General features: G+C 32.6%; 24 protein-coding genes, 2 pseudogenes and 1 other annotated feature. Of the genes and pseudogenes, 22 read left to right on the forward strand and 4 right to left on the reverse strand.

Translation table 11 applies throughout. The features are described 5' to 3' along the window. Positions 1-34 precede the first annotated feature (34 nt). From BK577_RS26400 to BK577_RS14860, 13 genes and pseudogenes are all read left to right on the forward strand, one after another. Positions 35-208, forward strand: coding sequence for a DUF2197 domain-containing protein (locus BK577_RS26400; RefSeq protein ID WP_078435260.1), 174 nt, complete (start codon positions 35-37; stop codon positions 206-208). A 253-nt stretch (positions 209-461) separates the two neighbouring features. Next, the gene (locus BK577_RS14805) at positions 462-1376 is read left to right on the forward strand and encodes a phosphotransferase (RefSeq protein WP_078433667.1); all 915 of its coding nucleotides are present in this window, start codon (positions 462-464) and stop codon (positions 1374-1376) included. A 435-nt stretch (positions 1377-1811) separates the two neighbouring features. Beyond that, entirely contained in the window at positions 1812-2207 is a 396-nt protein-coding gene (locus BK577_RS14810; RefSeq protein ID WP_078433668.1) for a hypothetical protein, read from the forward strand. Positions 2208-2441: 234 nt separating this feature from the next. Then, the gene (locus tag BK577_RS14815) at positions 2442-2843 is read left to right on the forward strand and encodes a hypothetical protein (protein ID WP_078433669.1); all 402 of its coding nucleotides are present in this window, start codon (positions 2442-2444) and stop codon (positions 2841-2843) included. Between the two features lie 62 nt (positions 2844-2905). Then, the gene (locus BK577_RS14820; protein WP_245823516.1) at positions 2906-3202 is read left to right on the forward strand and encodes a hypothetical protein; all 297 of its coding nucleotides are present in this window, start codon (positions 2906-2908) and stop codon (positions 3200-3202) included. Between the two features lie 380 nt (positions 3203-3582). After that, positions 3583-4032 carry a S1 domain-containing RNA-binding protein gene (locus tag BK577_RS14825; protein ID WP_078433671.1) on the forward strand — a complete coding sequence of 150 codons (450 nt, stop codon included), beginning with the start codon at positions 3583-3585 and terminating at the stop codon, positions 4030-4032. Between the two features lie 409 nt (positions 4033-4441). After that, positions 4442-5314 carry an alpha/beta fold hydrolase gene (locus BK577_RS14830; protein WP_078435261.1) on the forward strand — a complete coding sequence of 291 codons (873 nt, stop codon included), beginning with the start codon at positions 4442-4444 and terminating at the stop codon, positions 5312-5314. A gap of 125 nt (positions 5315-5439) precedes the next feature. Continuing rightward, positions 5440-5937 (forward strand): annotated as a pseudogene (gene dfr / locus BK577_RS14835) (DfrD/DfrG/DfrK family trimethoprim-resistant dihydrofolate reductase). A 208-nt stretch (positions 5938-6145) separates the two neighbouring features. After that, positions 6146-6616, forward strand: coding sequence for a DinB family protein (locus BK577_RS14840; protein WP_078433672.1), 471 nt, complete (start codon positions 6146-6148; stop codon positions 6614-6616). Between the two features lie 210 nt (positions 6617-6826). Next, on the forward strand, positions 6827-7174 hold the full coding sequence (locus BK577_RS14845) for an ASCH domain-containing protein (protein ID WP_245823517.1): 348 nt from the start codon (positions 6827-6829) through the stop codon (positions 7172-7174). Between the two features lie 285 nt (positions 7175-7459). Further along, the gene (locus tag BK577_RS14850; protein ID WP_078433674.1) at positions 7460-7963 is read left to right on the forward strand and encodes a DUF402 domain-containing protein; all 504 of its coding nucleotides are present in this window, start codon (positions 7460-7462) and stop codon (positions 7961-7963) included. 51 nt (positions 7964-8014) lie between these two features. After that, a complete protein-coding gene (locus BK577_RS14855) occupies positions 8015-8425 on the forward strand; it encodes a GNAT family N-acetyltransferase (RefSeq protein WP_078433675.1) in 411 nt (136 codons plus the stop codon). Between the two features lie 131 nt (positions 8426-8556). Then, the gene (locus BK577_RS14860; RefSeq protein WP_078433676.1) at positions 8557-9378 is read left to right on the forward strand and encodes a GNAT family N-acetyltransferase; all 822 of its coding nucleotides are present in this window, start codon (positions 8557-8559) and stop codon (positions 9376-9378) included. Positions 9379-10063: 685 nt separating this feature from the next. On the opposite strand, the gene BK577_RS14865 is transcribed toward BK577_RS14860, so the two are convergent. The 3 genes from BK577_RS14865 to BK577_RS14875 are packed head-to-tail and all read right to left on the reverse strand — an operon-like array spanning position 10064 to position 12293. Next, a complete protein-coding gene (locus BK577_RS14865) occupies positions 10064-11314 on the reverse strand; it encodes an FtsW/RodA/SpoVE family cell cycle protein (protein ID WP_078433677.1) in 1251 nt (416 codons plus the stop codon). After that, a complete protein-coding gene (locus BK577_RS14870; protein ID WP_078433678.1) occupies positions 11311-11742 on the reverse strand; it encodes a PadR family transcriptional regulator in 432 nt (143 codons plus the stop codon). Before BK577_RS14870 ends, BK577_RS14865 begins: the two co-directional genes overlap by 4 nt. 2 nt (positions 11743-11744) lie before the next feature. Continuing rightward, positions 11745-12293, reverse strand: a complete 549-nt coding sequence (locus tag BK577_RS14875; protein WP_078433679.1) for a sigma-70 family RNA polymerase sigma factor — start codon at positions 12291-12293, stop codon at positions 11745-11747. Positions 12294-12371: 78 nt separating this feature from the next. Here BK577_RS14875 and BK577_RS14880 point away from each other — a divergent pair. Both BK577_RS14880 and BK577_RS14890 read left to right on the forward strand, forming a co-directional pair. Further along, positions 12372-12700, forward strand: a pseudogene (locus BK577_RS14880) (GNAT family N-acetyltransferase); the annotation flags it as partial. Between the two features lie 605 nt (positions 12701-13305). Then, positions 13306-13527 (forward strand): hypothetical protein, encoded by a 222-nt coding sequence (locus BK577_RS14890; RefSeq protein WP_078433681.1) that lies wholly within the window; start codon positions 13306-13308, stop codon positions 13525-13527. Between the two features lie 11 nt (positions 13528-13538). On the opposite strand, the gene BK577_RS14895 is transcribed toward BK577_RS14890, so the two are convergent. Then, a protein-coding gene (locus tag BK577_RS14895; protein WP_139367353.1) for an IS3 family transposase occupies positions 13539-14659 on the reverse strand; the annotation gives its coding sequence in 2 pieces (ribosomal slippage) (positions 13539-14410 and positions 14410-14659; 1122 coding nt in all). A 642-nt stretch (positions 14660-15301) separates the two neighbouring features. On the opposite strand from BK577_RS14895, the gene BK577_RS14900 reads away from it, so the two are divergent. From BK577_RS14900 to BK577_RS14930, 7 genes are all read left to right on the forward strand, one after another. Further along, entirely contained in the window at positions 15302-16102 is an 801-nt protein-coding gene (locus BK577_RS14900) for a phosphotransferase (protein WP_078433682.1), read from the forward strand. 268 nt (positions 16103-16370) lie between these two features. After that, positions 16371-16814, forward strand: coding sequence for a GNAT family N-acetyltransferase (locus BK577_RS14905; RefSeq protein ID WP_078433683.1), 444 nt, complete (start codon positions 16371-16373; stop codon positions 16812-16814). Positions 16815-16913: 99 nt separating this feature from the next. Beyond that, positions 16914-17214 (forward strand) — a sequence feature (23S ribosomal RNA rRNA prediction is too short). 5 nt (positions 17215-17219) lie between these two features. Continuing rightward, a complete protein-coding gene (locus tag BK577_RS14910) occupies positions 17220-17762 on the forward strand; it encodes a HicB family protein (protein WP_078433684.1) in 543 nt (180 codons plus the stop codon). A gap of 881 nt (positions 17763-18643) precedes the next feature. Then, positions 18644-19414, forward strand: a complete 771-nt coding sequence (locus tag BK577_RS14915) for a hypothetical protein (RefSeq protein ID WP_078433685.1) — start codon at positions 18644-18646, stop codon at positions 19412-19414. A 2-nt stretch (positions 19415-19416) separates the two neighbouring features. Next, positions 19417-19692, forward strand: a complete 276-nt coding sequence (locus tag BK577_RS14920) for a hypothetical protein (protein ID WP_078433686.1) — start codon at positions 19417-19419, stop codon at positions 19690-19692. Positions 19693-20156: 464 nt separating this feature from the next. Continuing rightward, a complete protein-coding gene (locus tag BK577_RS14925; RefSeq protein ID WP_078433687.1) occupies positions 20157-20702 on the forward strand; it encodes a CBO0543 family protein in 546 nt (181 codons plus the stop codon). A gap of 244 nt (positions 20703-20946) precedes the next feature. Continuing rightward, the gene (locus BK577_RS14930; RefSeq protein WP_078433688.1) at positions 20947-21720 is read left to right on the forward strand and encodes a Cof-type HAD-IIB family hydrolase; all 774 of its coding nucleotides are present in this window, start codon (positions 20947-20949) and stop codon (positions 21718-21720) included. Positions 21721-21837 lie beyond the last annotated feature (117 nt).

The following is a 21837-nucleotide window of genomic DNA, read 5'->3' on the forward strand; positions in this document are numbered from 1 at the left end:
TTTGGAGGATAATATGTTACACAAAGAGGATAATATGTTTTACTATGAGGTACTCTGTTATAGTTGTAGAAAAGTATTTAGAGTATACGAAGGTTCACTAAACTATAAACTATTTAAGGAAAATAAGACTAAGTTTTTTTGTTGCGAAGATTGTAGTCATAAAATACGTATGGATGCAATTAAAAATTTCTTTAGATACTTAAAATAACGTTGCATAGTTCTATATCAATCTTCAGCAATCTAAGCGCTATTCTTGAATAAGGGTAGTGCTTTTCCTTTTAAGGGCCATATTCTGGAGTAAGAAAGGAAAATAAATGGTTCATCTTGAATTTGTAAGTTATGCCAGAAAAAGGGCAGGATTTGAATAAGTAAAGTGAGTAATGACGGAAGAACAAGAGCTCAATGAGACTGCCGCGAGATAGATCGTAGCCTCACTTTTGCAAGGGAGTCGATAAAGGGATATGGGAAGTTCGAATCAATGGGTTGCAGAATGGGAAGTATCTGAAGAATTAGCTCATAAATTAATAAGCAGTCAGTTTCCGCAGTTAGCTTCAAAAAGTGTACAAAAACTAGGACATGGCTGGGATAACACTGTTTTTCTTGTCGGGACGGAATATGTGTTTCGCTTTCCGAGAAGAGAAATTGCAATTAATTCTTTAAGGATGGAAGGAAAGATACTGCCAAAGCTTAAAAATTATTTTTCCATCGCATACTCGATACCTTTATTTTTTGGGGAAGGGGATTATGGTTATCCAGCACCCTTCTTAGGCTACCACTATTTATCCGGAGAGTTTCCAATCGGATTAACTGACAAGCAACGTGCGCGATCAGCAACTACGCTCGCGCAATTTTTAAAAAACTTACATGCATTCCCTGTGAAAATTGCCCAAGAAAATGGAGTTCAACATGACCATAGAAATCTGACTGATATTGCGATGCGTAAGGAAAAGATGCATAAATTCATTTCCGACATTGCGCATTATTTTAGTGAAGAAGAATATCATGCATTATTGAATTATTTGGAACAGCTCAGAACTGAAAAAGTGAAGCAAAAGCATGTATTCCTTCATGGTGACCTTCATTTTAAAAATATGCTGGTAGATGAGAATGGAAGAGTTTCAGGGATTATCGACTGGGGAGATATCAATATAGGACATCCTGCTTGTGACTTGAATGTTGTGTATAGCTTTTTACCTCCGGATGCACGTTCAGATTTTTTCAAAGAATATGGAGATGTTGATGAAGAAACGAAGATACTAGCTCGATTAATTGCTATATATATCCCAATTTTAATAATGATGCAGGCAATTGATGATAACGATGAGAGGTTAGTAGATGAAGCAAAAGCGAACATAAAACGTGCTCTCGCTTATTAAGAGATGTCATTACGCTAACGCAGAACGAGAGCTCAATACATTATAGGAAGGTTGCTGACAATCAAGGATCGGTGGCTATTCAGCAATCGAAGCCTAGTGTTGAAGATCTAATTTCACGTTTTATCTAACTAAACTAAGTTAAATGCCTTTCCAGTTGGATATAATAATGAACAGTTTTGAAGAGAGGGAGGAAACTCCCTATTATTCTTAAAGCCTTAATTTCGTGTAAAATATCTATTAACACAACTAAATTTGAGTAGTTAAAACGTCTTAAATCTCTGAAAATACTGGAGTTGAGACGTTTTTTTAATTGATCAGGAACTAAAGATAAGTGTTATTAACACGTTTAAAAGAAGAGAAGTACCGGATTCTATTCATATCTTCATCAATCAGGCCATTCTTGTTATTTTTAAAAAGTACAATGAAAAGCTAAATTTGTTATCTGTTTTTTCAGCAGAAGATGTAGATGATTGGTTACAGGAAAACGCTCTTGTAAAACAGAAGCCTACTACGATCTGTCCTATTGATTATAATAAAGCTGCTATCGTCATTGGTAACGAGGGGATACTTAGGATGAATGAGCAGATTCCCCCTAGTGGTTACGATTTAGGAACTGTTGTGATGGCTAATAATCGGTGGGTCATTCAATATGAATATAAAAGTTCGTATGAACAGACTATTGAGAGACACCATCAATTAACCTATTACGGACCAAGTACTTGGAGTATTTTTCAGGCACCAATATTATTATTTACTTTATTTAGTGTTCTGCTAGTATTTTGGTTATTCTTAAGGAGACAAAATAAACGTCTTAAAGATGTGATGGGATAATTTATATTTACAGTTCGCTTTTACAAAGTGCGTTTAGGTCATAAATCTAAAAGTTGAATTGAGCAAAGATAAATAAAGTAAAGGGTGCTTTACTAATTAGTTATCTTCAGCAATCAAGCGCCTTTGTGGAACAAGGAAAGGTGCTTATTTTAGTTAAAGTCCAGATGTTGTAAAAGCCTAAGCCTTATACATATAAAATTAGAATTAAGTAAGAATATATATATGGTGATATTATTGAATAATAAATTGTTGGTTACTTTACTAATATTTGTCGGGTTATTTTTAACAAATATTCAAATTGTTAAGGCAAATAATCAAGCAGATAATACTGTAAGAAATTTTCTTGAGGCTTTAGTGAAAAAAGATGAAAAAAAGGCCCAATCATATTTAATAGAGGGTGTGGAAATTCCAGAATTAAAAGAAAGTACACCTTTAGGTAGTATTGCTGGATTACCTTCACCGAAAAAGGGAGTTAAAGTAATTGTAGCTTATTTCAGAAGTGAATTAGGTGGAGAACGCATTGCTTTCATTTGGGAAGTAGCTGTTAAAGACGAAAAAATAACACAAATAAGAGTAATTCATGATGGTACAAATCCTTTTATGGAAGAAGCAAAAATAGAAAAAAATATGAAATGAAATTCAAAAAAAATATATTAGTACCAAGTGAATTTCCGTTTGAAATCACTGGTTGCAATGGAATGATTAATAACCAAGAATTAATACTACATTATACAAACGAAAGTATAAATGGGTTTCTAAAAATAACTGTTTCTCCAGCCTCTGTTGATTTAGATAAATATAAATGGAAAACAGATAAATTCTACACTTTGGATGATGGAACAAGAGCTCTATACAGAGGAGATTTTGATTTAGGATATGAAATGAGGTTCCAAAAAGATGGATTGCATTACAGAGTTGCAATCGGTAATAAGAAATATTTAAAGAAAAAATTCCAAGCTGAGGATTTAATAGAAATTGTTGAATCCATGCAGTGAGAAGTAAGTTCACTTCTCACTTTTTATTTATTAGGTCACAATAGTTTGACTTGTTATTAAAGTATTCTAAAGTTCAACAATTGCAAATCTTTTAAGAATCATCAATCTTCAGCAATCTAAGCGCAATTCTCTAATAAGGATTAGCGCATTTTTTTATTTGACTCTGTTAAACAATAGTATTGATTTTTGGAAATTCCAAAATTAAATTCAGAAGAACCATTCGATGGAAAACTAATGTATTAAGAAATGTGCTGTGCTTTTGGTTAGAAGGAACAAATTAGAACAAATAAGAGGAAAACAAAGCCAATTGATATTATAATTTCACTTAATTTGTTATAATGAATTGTTTTTAACATATATTGAGGGGGAACATTATTTTTATGTCAATTGAAGTAGGCAGCAAGGTACAAGGTAAAGTAACAGGAATCACTAATTTTGGAGCATTCGTAGAATTACCTGGAGGCTCAACAGGTCTTGTGCATATTAGCGAGGTAGCAGATAGCTATGTAAAAGATGTTAATGACCATCTTAAAGTAGGCGACCAAATTGAAGTAAAAGTGATTAGTGAGAAAGACGGAAAAACTGCCTTGTCCATCAAAAAAGCTATAGATAGACCCGAAGGACAAACCCCTTCTTATTCACAAGCCCCACGACGCCAAAGAAGCGTTGATAGCCGTTCCAAAGACTTTCGTTCAAAAGGCAATTTCAAATCAAAGGAAAGTTTTGAAGACAAAATGTCTCGTTTTTTAAAGACTAGTGAAGAGAATTTGTCTACCCTTAAACGTAACACTGGAGCAAAACAGGGCGGTAGAGGCGGAAGACGCGGATAATCTGCAGCGTTTTTAAATACTTCATCATATAGATTAGAGGCAAGCCTGAATAAATTGGCTTGCCTTCTTTGTTCAGCAATCGAGCGCTTATCTTGAAGAAAGATAAGTGCATTTTTCATGTTAAGGGCCAGATTGTTGAACATCTCTAAAAATGCTTGCGATAAATTAATGTAGATCCTGATTTAAGAAAGTCTCTAAAATAAACTTAAGCTATATTTAAACTATCTTTAAATGAAAATTAAATATTGGACTATAAAATGTTAAGTAGTTATAGAAAAGAGAGTACTTATCACAGAAAGAAGTGAAAATAGTGAGAACTTGGAAAAAGTTTAGATTTTGGATTTTTATTAGAAATATGTCATTGATTGTTACGGCGATATTTTTTATTTTGATAATATTCAATCAGATTATGACTGCATATGAACAAAATAAATATCCTCCGTTAGGTCAATTAGTTGAAGTGAACGGTGAGAAAATGCATGTATATACAAAGGGCGAAGGTGAAAACACTATTGTCTTATTAAGTGGTGCCGGTACAGCAGCACCTGCATTGGATTATGAACCTTTAATAAATGAAATGGCAAAGAATAATAAGGTCGTAGTGGTAGAGTCATTTGGATATGGTTGGAGTGATAAAACTGATAGCGAACGAACAGTTGAAAACATCGTAGAAGAAATAAGAGACGCACTTAATAAAGCAAATATAGAAGGACCTTATATATTGATGCCGCATTCCGTTTCTGGTATTTACAGCATGTATTATGCCAATAAATATCCTGATGAAATTAAAGCGATCATAGGTATTGATTGCACCTTGCCCCAAGTAGTGGAGTATTTTAACGAATCTGCTCCAACCATGCCCCGATATTTGAGTGCTTTAGTCCCGACTGGAATTGCAAGGCTGGCAGTATATTTGAATCCTGAGGAGTACCTTCCCAATTCGGATAAAGGAACTTATTCTGATGAGAATTTAAAGATTACTAAGAGCATTTCTGCCTGGAATCTTGGTAATAAAAATATAGTTGCTGAAGTTAATGAAATGGATCATAATATCGATAAAACGATTGATATGTCATTTCCTCCAGAGATCCCGGTCATGATATTTACTCAAAAAGATGACAAAGTGACAGAAGATGGGAAAACAATTGTGTCTTTTTATCAAACGCAAATAAGCCATTTACCTTCTAATAAGATTGTTGTATTAGACGGACACCATTATCTACATTGGTCTCGTTATAAGGAAATAAGCAAAAACGCAAATGATTTTTTAGATGCATTATAACGAATAGGATGCTTAAATATTTTAAATATGTTCTTCAACAATCTAAGTGCGATTGCTTAACAAGGAACATCAATAGAAATAAAAAATTACATGGTAAAATAGTCAAAAAAGGCTGTGTTTTATATATGAAGGTCTCTTTAATTGTTGCAATGGACAAAAATAGAGTAATTGGCAAAGTGAATGATATTCCATGGAGAATTCCAAATAATTAGGAATATGTTAAAAATATTACAATGGGACATTCAATCATATTAGGTAGAAAGAACCTTGAGTCAATCGGAAGGGCTTTACCTGACAGAAGGAATATTGTTCTGACCAGAGGTAAGGAATTTGACTTTGATGGTTGTGAAATTGTTTATTCAATCGAAGATGTTTTTGAGTTATGTAAAAATGAAGAAGAGATTTTTATTTTTGGAGGAGAACAAATTTAAAATATGTTCTTGCCTTATGTTGAGAAAATGCACATTACAAAAATACATCATGAATTCGAAGGAGATACTTTTTTTCCTGAAGTTAATTTCAATGAGTGGAAAGAAGCATCTATTGAAAAAGGGATTATGAATGACAAAAACCCTTATAAATACTACTTTCATGTTTATGAAAGAAAAACTTTATTCAGCTAAAGGGCGCTTTTCCGAAGTATGAAGTATGCTCTTTCAGAGTATATAGGACTTTTTTGTAGAACAATCTTTTAAAACAAAGGGGTAGTTGGGTTCAAGTAGGGGGTTGGTTTATTGTGGTAAAATATTATAAGTCAACAAAAAATGAAGAAAAAGCAACTTGTATATAACGACCAACTTGAACATAAAAATATGGAAAGAGGTGAATGAAATGAGTGATTATATTTTTACTCAATTACGGTTTATTCGCGCTAATACACTCAGGGATGTTGTAAATATTGACAATAAAATATCTGAGATAATACCAGTAGGCTCCAACAACAATATTAAGTGGAACCTTGGACATATTTATTTCATCCAAGAGAGATTTGCCTTTCATTTTGCAAAGGAAAACTTGTTGATGCCTGAACAATTTACAGACTCATTTCGTCCGGGCACAAAACCACGAAGCGATGGGAAGATTGAAGTGGAATTTTCCGAGATCATTCAGTTACTTGAAGGTCAGGTTGACCGGATCGAATCAACGTTCAGTAATCGATTGAAAGAAAAAACAGAAGAATCATATACAACATCAAAAGGGTTGCATTTATCTACTATTGAAGAGTTTCTAAGCTTTTGCTTATATCATGAAGGGATGCATTATGAGAAGATAAAGGTAATTAAGAAACTTATAAGATCATAACTTTCAAATTAAACACAAAAGTAAGTTGATGGAAATATTGATTCATTTCTAAAAATATTGCTGTAACCGTTGGATTTTTTATATAACATTTAACCACCTAATAATAGCATTTAGTTACTCCAGAATCTAAGCGCCATTCTTGAATAAGGATGTCGCTCTTTTTCATTTTTAAGGCCAGATTGTTGAACATCAACTTAAAGATTGTGAAGAATGCAGGTTAGTACAACAAGTAGATATAATACATATAGAGGTGAAGAAAAAGTGGTACATCAAATGGGGTTATATGGAGAATACTTCAAAGTTATTAAAGAAGGAAAAAAGAAGGTTGAAGTTCGTTTAAACGATGAAAAGAGGAGAAAAATCAAAGTTGGCGATACCATTGAATTCGTTAAATTTCCTGATCAAAATGAAACAATGAAAGTTCAAGTTACTGAACTAAGAAAATACGATATGTTTGAAGCTATGTATATGGATATTGCATTTCAAGAATTCGGCTGTGAAGGTTGGACAATGGAAGAAATGTTGAAAGGAACTTATGAAATATATACACCCGAGTAAGAAAATCAATGGGGTACATTGGCTATTACAATTAAGTATTAAGCCTAAAATTACTTCAACTAAAGAAGAATAATTACAATCTTCAGCTATATAAGCGCCATTCTGGAACAAGGATGAGTGCTTATTAGTATATAAAGCTCCTGATTGAAGATTCTCACTTATGAAAACGATAATCAAGATTTGGGAAATTTCATTTAAAAGCTGCAACATGTCAATTAAATAAGGAACTTCCTAATAATTAGGAGAATTATTTAGGATATAAATTATTTAAAGGATGATTTTAAATTGGATAAAGTTCTAAAAATTAAGGCTCTTAAATTCCCAGATATTCCTCACTATGAATGGGAAGGAGAAATACTTCACCAAACCTCTGACTATTTACTTCTCTTATGTAAACCAGGTCGGAAACTGATTCATCACAGTAAAAATAAGGTTTTTACTATCAACAATACCTCAATAGAATTTTATTCATTGAAAGAATGGTACACTGCTGCTATGGAAATTAAAAAGGAAGAGGTTGTTTCTGTTTACTGTAATATCGCAAAACCTTGCGTTTTTAATAACGAAGAAATCTGTTTTATTGATTTGGATTTGGATTACGTTTGGGAAAAGAACAATGAATGGAAAGTAGTTGATAAGGATGAATTTGAAGTAAATAGTATTAAATACATGTATACAGAAGAGTTAAAAGTTGGAGCTATAAAAGCACTCGCAAAGTTAAAAGAAGAAGTAAGAAAAGGAAATTTCCCATTCAATAATCAATTTACTTTCAACTTGAAAACTTACTAGTCAGATTGTCAAATGGTTTATCAATGCTCTTTTAAAGAAAAGGATAATTATTTGAAAAAAATACTCAGTGAAAAAATTGATCCATCTATACGGGAACTTCTTTCCTTTGCCACTTCAGATCATAAGATCGATCGAGAATATGAAAAATACTTGGGATCCTTAAACCGAATTTTATTTGGTTTTGAACTTAAAGAGGAAATTGTTGGTTGCATAGGGGTTGAAATTATAAATTCAAAAGAGTGTGTAATTAAACATATTGCTGTATCTTCAAAACAAAGAGGAAAGGGAATTGGTAGCAAAATGATTACATTTCTTACCGATCAATACCCATTTATCACTGCTGAAACGGATAAGGATGCCGTAGATTTTTATCGGAAATATGGCTTTTTTATAACAAGTTTAGGAGAAACATATCCAGGAGTAGAAAGGTTTTTGTGTGAATATAGAGCTAAAAGACTTTAATGGTATTTTCTAAGCAGTTTAATTCAATAACCATCTTCAACAAATATGGGCGATTTACAAATCGCCTTATTACTGAAGCGTTTTCACGCATTTATAGAACCTAAAAATAAATTACCGGGAGTTGAATGTTCTTGAGATACACTGATCGTTCTTTAAGAATACTAAAATATGCAGAATTGGAGGCTGAAAGGACGACCAAGGTTGTTTATCCAGTTCATTTACTATTAGGGATATTACTCGATAAGACAGGTGTGTGTGCTGAGCTATATATTAATTATCCAAGTCTTACTGAGATATTAAATGATCGAATAGAGCAAATGCAATTTGATATAGAAGATAAAGGGATTATTTATGAACCTTTTAATATTAATATTTCGCAAACCACGAAAACAGTATTGGAGCACGCAGATTTTCAAATGAAACGTTTCAAACAAGTTTATATAAATGAAGGACATATAGTAGATGCCATTTTTAAAAATAATGACCGTATAACTAAAGCAATAATTGATGGTTTGGACGCTTCTCGTATCCTTGAAATTGTGTCTGTTCCTAGAGATATGATTGTTTCTTTAAGAGATTATTCGTTTCCTACTATTCCAACAAGTGGTATAACATTTAGAAAAGCAAAACTAAGTGATGCTTCATCTTTAAAAATCTTTGTGGAAAAAGAATTTGGGAATGGATGGCTAGATTCAATTGAAAACGGTTTTTTAAAAGAAGATATACCTATTTTTATAGCTCAAGATGACCAAGGAATTATAGGTTTCGCTTGCTTTGATGTAGTTCGAAGAAAAAAAGGATTATTTGGTCCAATGGGTACCTCATTTTCAAATAGAATACAAGGAATAGGATATACGCTGCTTCATGATTGTTTAGTTGAGATGAAGGAAATAGGATATAAATATGCTGTTATAGGTGAAGCTGGTCCCCTTGAATTTTATGAAAAAGCATGAAATGCCGTTGCTATACCCAAAAAATTTACTGATTTTCAGCAATAAAAGCGCGAGTGTTGAAGATCTAATTTGACATTATTTCTAATGTAGCTAAGTTAAATGCTATTCTAGGTGGATATAATAATGAACAGTTTTGAAGAGAGGGAGGAAAATCCCTGTTATTCTTAAAGTCTAAACTTCGTGTAAAATATCTATTAACACAACTAAATTAGAATAGTTAAAACGTCTTAGATCCTTGATAGTAATGGAATTGAGGCGTTTTTATATTTGATTATGAACGAACGATAAGTGTTATTAACACGTCTTGGGGGAGAAACTAATAGTTACGTAGTAGACTGATTTTGTGCAATAACGATTCAGATAGATATGGAAAATATGAACAATAATCCGTTATGTTCTGGTATGATTTTGTATGAAGATTTGCGATATTGTGAAGTTATTCACTTAAACTAAACCAGCTAATAGTTTGCAGTAGAAGATATAGTTAAAAAAATTGATTTGCCTTTATCTATTAATATTAGTCTTACAATCAATGGAAAAACACAATCTTTTAAGTTCAGCTACGATTTTTGTGGTAGGGTGACTAGGTTTAAATAGAAATCAGCCTGTATCAATGGATATTTTTAATCTAAGATACAGGCTTTCGATTTCAATTTATATTTATATAGAGTATTTGGTAACTAAATTAATTTACCATTGTAGGTTCTACAATATCCTTTCTTCGATAAACGTTTAGAAAAAGGCCTAATAGTGCTGAGTAAACTAGCAATATGCTTCCTCCATAACTAATAAACGGCAGGGGTACTACCATGATTGGGACTATTCCAAAACCCATTAGAATGTTCCAACAAGCCGGAACAATAAATAATGCAGCCCCTCCAATTGCTAATAATCTGCCGAATAAATCCTTTGTTTTAAAAGCATTTAATGAAATCCGCAATATAAATACAAACAGTAGTAGACAAAGGAAAATTCCGAATGCCCAACCAAGAGAATGGACGAGAAATGGGAATACAAAATCTGTATGTGCTTCAGGAAGATTTAGATCATTGTAAAGTCCCTTGCCGAACCAACCAGCCTCTGAAAGGATATCTTTCAATGGTATGAGTGTATCAGAGAGGTAGCTATTAGGGAATTTAAGGATCATCGTTCTAGTGAAAATGATACCTATAAGCAAATTACCCATGGCTACTTTAATGGCAAATTGTTTATGAACATAAGAAAAGACATACATCGCTAATACGCAAAAAAAGTATATAATACTAAACATAAATTGTGAGAGCATAGTGGAGAGAAGGACTGGAGTCCAAAATAGGAATAATAGCATTCCTTGTTTTTTCCACCCCTTAAACTCATTAACTTTGGCAAAAATGCCAGCCCATGCTATGAAAAATAAAAATAAGGATATTGCTGGAGCATCAATGGTAATACCCCCTAAAGAAATCCATCTTTTTACTCCATTAAGGTCAATGCCAGCTAAAAGAGTTGTGAAAAATAAGATTAAGCCACCTCCATAAAAATACATCCACAAATTTTTCAGTTTCCTGTAATCAAAGAAAAGAAACCCTATCAGAGCAAAAATAGCAAGGACGAGCCAGACTATTTGATTTTTGATAAAAGAAAAACTAGGTACTGATACACCGCCAATCAGTGGAAGAAAACTTATGCCTGAAAGAATGACAAATAAAACAATAAGGAGCCAATCCATTTTCGGTTTGTGAAGATAATTCATGTTTTTACCAATCGTAAAGGGATCTCCCATTTCCTGTATTACCTTTTTATCTGCATCCTTTTTAGATAATCCTCTCTCTTGAAAGGATAGGCTTAGCTCTTCCATATGGTTACTAAGCTCCTTTTTGATCATACCGTGAGCTACCTTGGATTTCACTTTAGATGTTACTTTACTTAAATATTCCTCAAAATTAGAAGAACTCATAAAGAAGCCTCCTCAATTAAATGTTTAAGTGATGCTTCTTGTATAAAACCTCTATGTTCGTAAGCAGTTACATATTTTTTTCCTTTCGTAGTTAAGGAATAGTATTTCCTATCTTCAATCCACTTTGAAGTAATGATTTTCTTATTTTCAAGTAGATGTAAAAGGATATAAAGTTGACCTTCATCGCTTTTAAAGCTAAGCTCCTTTTTTCGAAAAAGTTGGGTGGAAATATCGTACCCTTGCTTTGCTTCATCTTGTAGTGAATCTAATATATTTTTAAGGGTTTCTACTTTCCAATAGTGAAGTTCTAGGTGAGATTGCTTCCTCCGGATCGTTTCTTTCACCGCAGTTTTTCTCTCCTCGGAAAAAGAAAAACCCTCAAAATTTTTTTTGAAAGAATTCTTTAAGTTATGGAATGGATCGTCCATGGCTAAACCTCCTTTTTCATATTGTTTTTTAATAATTCTCTGGCATGTTTTAATCTAGTTTTTAATGTATTACTATTTACTCCAGTAATCTTGCTGATATTTGCTAAAGAAAGCTCTTCATAGTAATGTAAAAAAACAACTTCCCTGTACTTTACTGGTAAACCCATAACAGCACTCATTAAACTGTTTGCTACATTTTTTGAGATAATTTCCTCTTCAACGTGTTTTGACTTGGATGGGATATAATCTAAAATTTTTTCGCTAAAATTTATTTTGCGATAATGCCAACTACGCAAGTAATCCTTACAATGATTAATGGCAATTCGATATAGCCACGTTTTTATTGATGACTTATTATTAAACTGACCTAGTTTTTCATAGCACTTAATAAATATCTCTTGCGTTAAATCCTCGGCTGTCGTTCGATTCTTTACATATGAAAAAACTAGATGCAGTACATCATCGCTGTAGTTAGCCATTAATTGGTCGATAATTTGTTCAGTATCTTCTATGCTATTAATATTAATTGCTATTTCTTCAAGTTCAGCCATCTAAGTTTCACCCCTTTCTCCATTTTAGACGAAGCAAGCACCATTTTGGTTTGGAAAATTCTAAAGGAAATATTTATGTTTACTGTTTGGGATAAAAATAAAATGTTTGGTATGGTTAGAGTAATTTCAGACCAAATAATGGCGGCTAATATAATGGATTGGTTGTTTTATCAGAATATAGTGGTAAAGGAATTGGTAAAAAACTCGTGGAACTCTGTGTTCAAAAGCTTCCCCATGGTGATTGGTTTGTACACATATCAGCTAACAATTTCAGTTTCTATGGAAATTGTGGTTTTCAAGTTAAGGACTTAACCCAAAATGGTACTATGTTTCACAGGAAAATTTACTTTTTTAAACTTAATAATTTAATTACAACTAAAAAGAGGTGCACAATGAACTTTCATTAAACACATAATGAATTATTTGAAAAGATATACTCCATTATGTCCTACTTTGATCTTAAATTTATACCGTAATACTCTTTCCATCATTCAAAATGAGGTAATATCATCAGTAGAATAATTTGAAGTGACTCATATTAAAAATTCAAATATGCTATTTGTTTGTAAGTATATTCTAGAAAAACTTTCATTGACTATAACTTATTTTTAGAACAAGTTTGTGGTTCATTGGTGATTTCTATAGGAAAAGAGCGGATATAATAGTGAACAGATATAAAAACCAGAAGGGGGAGGAAAATCCCTCTTAATCTCAAAATCTCAACTTCGTGTAAAATATCTATTTACACAACTAAAATTTCGTAGTAAAAGCGACTTAAATCCTTGATAGTAAAGGATATGAGGCGTTTTTTTATTGTATCAGGAAGGAACGATAAGTGTTATTAACACGTCTAGAGGGATGAAACATCAGATTTTAAACATATCACTTTCTTCAGCAAACAGGCCAGATTGTTTAACAACAAGACAAAAGATCATGTTAAAATCAGGAAGGAATTGTAAAGGGAGAAACTTGTATTTACATAGTAAATTAGAGGTTTTTAAAGGAGACCTATATGAACAAAGATAAAATAAAAATGTACATTTTTTTAATATTGGGTGGTATTGGCTTAGCTTTAGTTGGTTTAGGCGGTGTGATGTTTATTGAGATTGATAATATGAAGGGATACCTTACCGTTATTTGTGGATTCTTAATTACAATTAGCTATATAGAATTTTTGGAACGGAGAGCAGGAATAAGCAAAAAAATAATTTGGGTTAGAGCAATAGTTGGATAGTCAACAGTAAACTAGACAACTTTTTTAAGGTGTTCAAGTTTGAATTCTACTGGGCTTAGATATCCTAGTGTTCCATGAATTCTTTTGCTATTAAACCAATGGATATACGTATGCAATTCCTTCTCTAAATCTTCAAGACTATCAAAATGACGCCCTTTGATGAACTCAGTCTTAATGATTTTAAACGTAGCTTCTGCTACTGCATTATCATAAGGACATCCTTTCATACTTAAAGATCGATCGATATTAAATGATGCTAACGCATCATCAATCAGTTTGTTTTTGAACTCACTTCCTCGATCTGTATGAAAAAGCTTAATATTACGTAAATCTGTTTTTATTGAAGCTAAAGCACGGTATACCAACAGGGCATTTTTATTACGACCGACACTATAGCCGATAATTTCACGGTTAAAGAGATCAACAAATACACATATGTACTGCCATTTTTTATTGACTCTGACATATGTTAAATCACTTACTACAACTGATAATGCTTCTTCTTGTATAAATTTACGATCAAGTTCATTTTTTTGTTCCGATTCATTCGTGTCACGGGAATGTGGTTTGAATTGCGCAAGAGTATAAGTAGATACTAGACCCTGCTCGTTCATAATTCGCCCAATCCGACGTCTAGAAACGATCTTGCCGAGCTTCATCAATTCCTTTTTTATTTTACGAGTTCCATAGTTTTGATAGCTTGAATGGAAAATCTCTATAATATCGGATGTGATGTCATCCTCTGCCTGACGCTCTTTTGCTTCATAATAATAGGTGCTTCTAGGGATTTGAAGGACTTTACACATTGCTGATATCGAGTATTTGTGTTGATTATTCTTTATCACATTTACTTTCGTCCTAGTATCAGCGCGGCTTGCTTTAAAATGTCGTTTTCCATTTCTAGTTGCTTATTTCGTTTCCTAAGTTCAGCTAGTTCCTTTTGTTCGGCAGTTAAATTGTCTTTTTCTTTAAAAGAACCGGAGGTTTGACTTTGACTTATCCATTTGTCTAAAGAAGAAGGGGTAAGATCATATTCACGGATAATTTCTTTTCTTGGTTTGCCGCTGTTATAAAGCTGTACGATCTGTTGTTTAAATTCTGCAGTAAATGTTCGACGTTCTCTTTTAGTCATCGTAGATTCTCCTCGAGTATATTATCTGTAGTCTACTTAACCTTAATTTTTTTGTCTAGTTCAGTGTAGCCGATTCAGACAAAACGTCTTAAATCCCTAATAGTACTGGGGTTGAGCCGTTTTTTATAGATCAGGAACAAACGATAAGTGTTATTAATACGTCTAAAAGAAGGGAAGTACCGGATTCTATTCATATCTTCTTCAACAGATTAGGGAATATGAAAACAGATTTGTATAATATTGAAACATTTATTATTATAAAAACGTATTAAGTTGTAATAGGTGCTGCATTAAATGAAGTTTAAATTTGTAGGAGTTGACGTATTATTTTAGACACCTTATTTGGTATTCTAATTATTTTGTTCATACTGGGAATATGCTTTTTAATGATTTATAGGGGGGTAAAACAAATCTATAATACTTCAATTAAGTCAAAAAAGACAGTGATGCAGAGTTAATAAAAGAATTATATTCTTTAAAAGAACGAGTAGAGTTGCTCGAAAGAAAATTAGATAACAAATAAAAGTAATATACACTAATTTGTTATTCAAGTAACGGGTTAGTTCAATAATAATCTTTAAAAAACATGCGCGATTGTTTAGTAACCGGTTAGAAAATTTTGCTTTTGAAGAGGAGTAATTTATGAAAATTGGTCAACTCCTTGGAGTAGGTAATACTGCAAGTGTCTATGAATGGGGAAAATCTGAAGTTATAAAGATTTTCCATGACTTTAAGAGTGCAATGTATGAAGTAACAAAGGAAGCTCAAAATGCCAAAATGATAAATAATCTAAATGTAAGGGCACCTAGATTTTCTAACATTATGGAGTATGAGGGAAAGACGTGTCTTATCTATGAAAAGGTAGAAGGTCCCACGATGCTCAATTACATAGAACCAACGAGATTTTCTGTGTCTTATAACGCTAAGCTATTAGCACAAATCCATTTTGAAATACATCAGGTTAAGATCGATATTAATTCAAATTTGAAGACCGAATTATCAAAGAGCATTACTAACACTGAGGTAATCACGGAATCAGAGAGGAAAATTGTTCTCAGAATTCTTGAGACATTGCCTGAAGGAAAAGTTCTATGCCATTATGACTTCCACCCTGGAAACATCATTCTTTCTCCTAATGGCCCTATAATTATCGATTGGCTGAACGCTTTGGTTGGACATCAACTCGCAGATGTTACTAGAACATACATGATGATTAATTCTAATGCATTACCTCCCAATGCTCCTTCTTGGGTAACTGAGAGGAAATATCGTGATCTATTCGGTAAAGAATATTTAGATGAATACTTTAACCTTTCAGGCATTGACCGAATTCCTCTTGATGAGTGGCTTGTACCAATATTCGCATCTCGAATAAGCGAGTTAAAGGGCAAAGATCAGTTGGAAATAATAAATAATCTAAAATCAGCTATAAAGGAACAATGAGTATTGCTACCTTATACTACCTGATTTCACTAACGGAAACGTCCTGATTTAAGAATGAGGTCGATTACAGTTATTCCATTATAGAGCGCTTATCTTGAACAAAGATAACGCTTTTTCAATATTAGGGCAGATTGTGTAAGATTAAAGTCGAAATAGCTTTGATAATTGTGAAGAATTGTACTTAATGTAACGACGCAAGTTAGTTGAACAAAGAGGGAGAACTGATTAGCTTAATAAAACAAACTTATAGCTGAAAGGAGAATTTTTGGTGGCAGAAACTATAGTACCAATTACGTTGGATAAAATGGAACAATGTATCGAACTCTATATTAACGTTTTTAATAGTGAACCTTGGAATGAAAAATGGACATATGAAGTTGCTAGAGAAAGGCTTACTGATTTACTTCATACCCCTAGATTTCTGGGATTTTTATTATACGATAATGGAAATTTAATTGGTTTCATTGCAGGGAACAGTAAAAAAACGTATAAAGGATTAACCTTTTATTTGTCTGAACTTTGTATTAATAATCAAATCCAAGGTAAAGGTTATGGTTCAAAACTACTTCTTTATTTAGAAGATGAACTAAAGAAAAGACATATTCAAAGTCTTTATTTATTAACCGCAAATGGAGGACTTGCTGAAGCGTTTTATCTAAAAAATGACTATACTTTAAATGAGAATAGAATAGTAATGAAAAAGAATTTTTAAATAACCTACTTGCACGATTGTGCTAATTAACAAGAAATTAATGATCTTCAGCAATAAAGCGCTTTTCTGGAATAAGTAGAACCTGTTATTTCATGAAGGTTTCCTGAGGAAGGCTCGTCCGCTCAGGGTTAGTCGGGACCTAAGCCGAGGCCGAAAGGCGTAGGCGATGGCCAACAGGTTAAAATTCCTGTACCTCCTCCTCACCATTTAAGCAATGGGGGGACGCAGAAGGATATATTATAATTTTTATTATTTTACAATATAGCCTTCAACAATCGAGCGCTTTTTTGAATGTCACTTATTTTTAACTATCGGGACTAGACAGATTATCGAGGAACATTAGAGAATGACATTAATAAAATTCAAAGACTTCCATAGAGATGTGGTAAGGAAGGATGTATAGTTATGATAAACTCCGAAAAATTAGTTTATCCAGCATTCATAAAACAAGAATACGAAGGAATGTTTTGTGTCTATTTCCCTACTCTTTTTCCTAAATCGGGGTGGGATTATCCTTTATCACGTGGGAAAATCAAAAGTATAGCAATAAAAAATGCAGAAAGAGACTTAGCATTCTGTTTAGCAGGAATCTTATATGACAATGAAAACCTTCCTGTACCTATCTCAATTGAAAACAATTGCATTTGCGAAGGGGTGGAATTAATAGAGGTAGAGACATCGTTTGAACCGTATGCCGAAGAAATACAGGAGCATTTAAAAGGACGTCATTGGCATATTGGTTATTATGTCGAAGAAAATGATGAATATATAGAAGCAATTGGGTTTAAAAATGACAAAGGAACGTGGGACATTTTTTATGAGGATAATTCTGACGAAAAGGAGACTCCAGATGATAACATACTCTTTACCGTCAAATTACACTTTGAAGCCGAGGAGAAATTTAAACAATTTGTTCAGGATGTAATTCTAAAACGAAGAGGTAATTAAGATAGGACTAAGTTAATTAGTTGTTTTCTATATTCTTAGTTTAACTAAAGGGTCCTATCCTAGGTAAATAACTAACTTCCACAAAACCAGCTAATAGTAATAACTTGTAATCTTCAGCAATCAAGTGCAATTGCTGAAGATCTAAATTCACGTTTTATCTAACTAAACTAAGTTAAATGCCTTTCCAGTTGGATATAATAATGAACAGTTTTGAAGAGGGGAGGAAACTCCCTATTATTCTAAAAGTCTTAACTTTGTGTAAAAGATACATTAACACAACTAAATTTTAGTAGACAAAACGTCTTAAATCCCTGATAGTGCTGGGGTTGAGCCGTTTTTTTTAGATCAGGAACAACCGATAAGTGTTATTAACACGACTAGACGGATGAAACATCAGATTCTAAACATATCACTTTCTTCAGCAAACAGGCCAGATTGTTGAGGATAAACGTATATCATAATAGAGATTGTGAAGAATTGCACTTAAAGTATCGTTTTGAGAAGGGGGTTATATATAGTTATATGTTCTGCATTGGCTGTTTTTTATGAATGAATAGCAGTAGGTACTGACTTTTTTTATCATAATGGTTGGAATCTAATGTATTCTGCTTTAGTCTATCCTCTGTTATTTCTCAGTTTATTATGGAATTATTATTTCATTATGAAGCTAAAAAATAGGGCAACTTTAAAAAACACTTTACCATTTTTGTTGAACAGACAGGTGCGTTGATCCAGGAGGATTGGGCACCTTTTTTGTTAAATTCCTAATTGGACTAAAATGTTAGTTAGACATTCGAATGAATAAATTAACAAGTATTGTTTAATTTATAAATAGCCAATAAACTTCTTTGGTTAATTCAAAAGTTAAGAGATGATGTCACTTGGCACTTCCGAATAGAAGGAAATTATCCATTGTTAAATCATGGAGCAACAATTACCTTAAATTTACAAACCCCTGGGTAATTGCATGGTGGTCTGCTACTTTTCCAGGGTTTGGATATATATTAGTTGGGGATTTTGTATTAGGGTTTATCTTGATGATGTTCGAATTGGCGGTGAATACCTTGGCAAACATCAATAGCAGTATTTATTATTCTATGATTGGAGATTTTGATCAAGCTAAGGAAATTCTTGATAAGAAGTGGTTTTTAGCATATATGGCCATTTATGTTTTTGCCATATATGACAGCTATCGGAGGGCTGTTGAATATAATAAGGCTTATATTCTTGCTTATCGGGAGGAGAAACAGAATTTGAACTTTTTTGACCTTGCACCATTGGGAGTTGGTCATATAGACAAGGTCTCCCCTGCTAATTCAGTAATATGGGCCGCTCTGTCTTCGGGGATTTCCTCAATGTATTTTAAGAACATTCCTAATCTGATATTTAGTTTGTTTTGGATTGGTGTCCTGAGTTATAAGTCCAAGTTGCTGGAAGGTATTTATTATTCATTTATATTGGACTTTACAAAGGCTAAATCTGTGTTAGACCCTCAATGGTTTTTATTTTTCCCATCTGTCTATGTATTTGTTTTGTACCACACCTATTTAACAAACATTTACAGTAATAAATCTTATGATATGACACTTTCCAGGTTTCTAAAAGAAAATTTTCAAAACACTGATTTCCCTATGCCAATTAAGGAGGATTAATATTGTATATCATCGCAAGTTTTGATTATTCCCCTGCATTGGAAATTGCTATCACTGAGTTAATGGAGAAAGATATTCCACAAAGTAATATTCTTGCTCTACCGTTAGATAAACAAACGGAAGTCCCACGTTTATTTGATAGCATTCATTATGCTGATGGAACCAGTCTGGTAGACGTTGCTGGGATATTAGGTTGTATTTTTATGCTTCTTGGCTCTATCTACGGTTTTTTATTGGAATGGGGCCCATCATTTGGGGACTTATTGGTCTTGTTGTAGGGCTGGTTTCTGGATTTTTCATTAAGTGGTTATATATCAAGAATAAGTACAAAAGAAGCCTCAATAAAAGTAAAACTGAAGTTTTTTTGATTGTATATACAAAAGAGGAAACTAAAGTTCAAAATATAAAGGAAATTCTCTGGCAACATAACGCTCAGGGACTAACCGTATATTCTGGACATAGTATTACTCAACTTTAATTTAAGTTACAATGTGTAACCCTAATATAGAAAGTCAGTCATATACTCTTTCTTTTTAATTTATGGAAAATAAGAGATAAATTATAGGGATGCTAACGCCTTTGTATTAAACGTTTTTGGTTTATATTTCAGGAGTTTTTCTTTATTTATCCAATTACCAGACATGATAATGAAATAATTTATCTATATAGTCAAATGGCGTTTCATTTATATATTTATTATGTGATGGGAATGGTATATATCTTACGCTAAGGTGTGAAGCTGTTGAAAAAGTCAAATATGAATTATGAGTATATACAAATACTCCAAAGTAAATTGGAGGAATTAGAAACCCAGTATTGGTTAGAATACAATTTATTTTCCTTTCAATGGTGGATACTCTTAATAGTACTTATTCTTCCGTGGGTTATATGGTCTAGATATGTTGAACGTAAAAGAAGGAAGGAAATACTTTTATTTGGTGCTTTATTGATCATATTAGTGGGACTATTGGACGACTTAGGTGTTAGTCTTAATCTTTGGTCTTATCCGTATAAATTAACAAATTTAATATCAAGATTAGCAGCAATAGATTATGGAATTATTATTGTTGCACATATGTTCATTTATCAATATTTTAGAGAGTGGAAATCTTTTATTATCGCCAATGTGATACTTGCGGCTATTTTTACTTTTATAGCTGAGCCAATTACAGTATGGTTAGGTATATATAAATTAGATAATTGGAAATATATCTATTCGTTTCCAATCTATATACTTAAAACAGCACTAATAAAATGGATAGTAGATGTTCACTTAGAGAAACCTTAAAAATTTTTTAAAACAGTTTTTACTTGGTGATATATGTTTTAGAATATCTTGTACTTAATTGAATAATATTGTGAACAGTTTCACTTAAACTAAAGGGTAGCTATAGTTCAACAAGGAGTTGTTGCGGCAACTCCTATTTTTTATTGAACTAACGGAGCAGTTTAGTTGAAGAAGGATTTCCTACTTGGAGGTCGAATATAGATTAAGATTTTAATTATAACCGGAACTATTTAGGGAGAGGTTTATGAGTTATAAAATTGTTTTTTTCGATGTAGATGGGACTATTACACATCACGAAGATGGCAGCATTTCTTCTTCTACTATTAAGGCTATAAAAACTTTGAAAACCAAAGGGATAAAGGTGGTAGCTGCAACAGGAAGACCGTTATCAATGTGTAAAGAACTACAAGAATTAGGTATTGAAACGTTTATAACAGCAAATGGTGGGTACGTGAAGCACATTCAGGAAGTTATTCATAAAGTACCAATAGATAAAAGTATCATTCAAGAAGTTGTTGAATTTGCCAAGACAGAGAATAGTGGTTTGTCTTTTTATTCAGAAGAATTTAGTATGAATGGTGTAACAGAGAAGGAAATCTTAACTGCCTTGAAGGAAACTTTGTCTCTAGATGAGTATCCTGAAACTAATCGATTTATTCATAATGAAGAAGTATTTTTAATGTGTTTGTTTGCAAACGATGAAACAGTTGAGAAGTACATACAAAAGTTTCCGCAACTATCATTTAAAAGATGGCATCCCTATGTGCTAAATGTTTTGCAGGAGGATGTATCAAAGTCTCTAGCCATAGTGAAAACATTAGAATTTTTCGGTATCGATAAGTCTGAAGCTGTTGCTTTTGGTGACGGTGAAAATGATGTTGATATGTTGGAATTAGTAGGGCTTGGTATAGCAATGGGAAATGGAAATGAAAAATTGAAAAATGTTGCGGATTTTGTTACAAAGCCATCTAATAAAGATGGAATTGACTATGCATTAAAAAAGTATGGAATTATATAGATTTATTAAGACTTGGTTCAGACAGCGATGGTTCTATTAAAAAATATCGCTGTTTTTCTTATTGAGCTAAACCAGCTAATAGTTTGTCAATATTTTTCATTAAAAACTTAAAATATA

The organism is Metabacillus halosaccharovorans (assembly GCF_002019635.1).
Classification (GTDB): Bacteria; Bacillota; Bacilli; order Bacillales; family Bacillaceae; genus Metabacillus; species Metabacillus halosaccharovorans.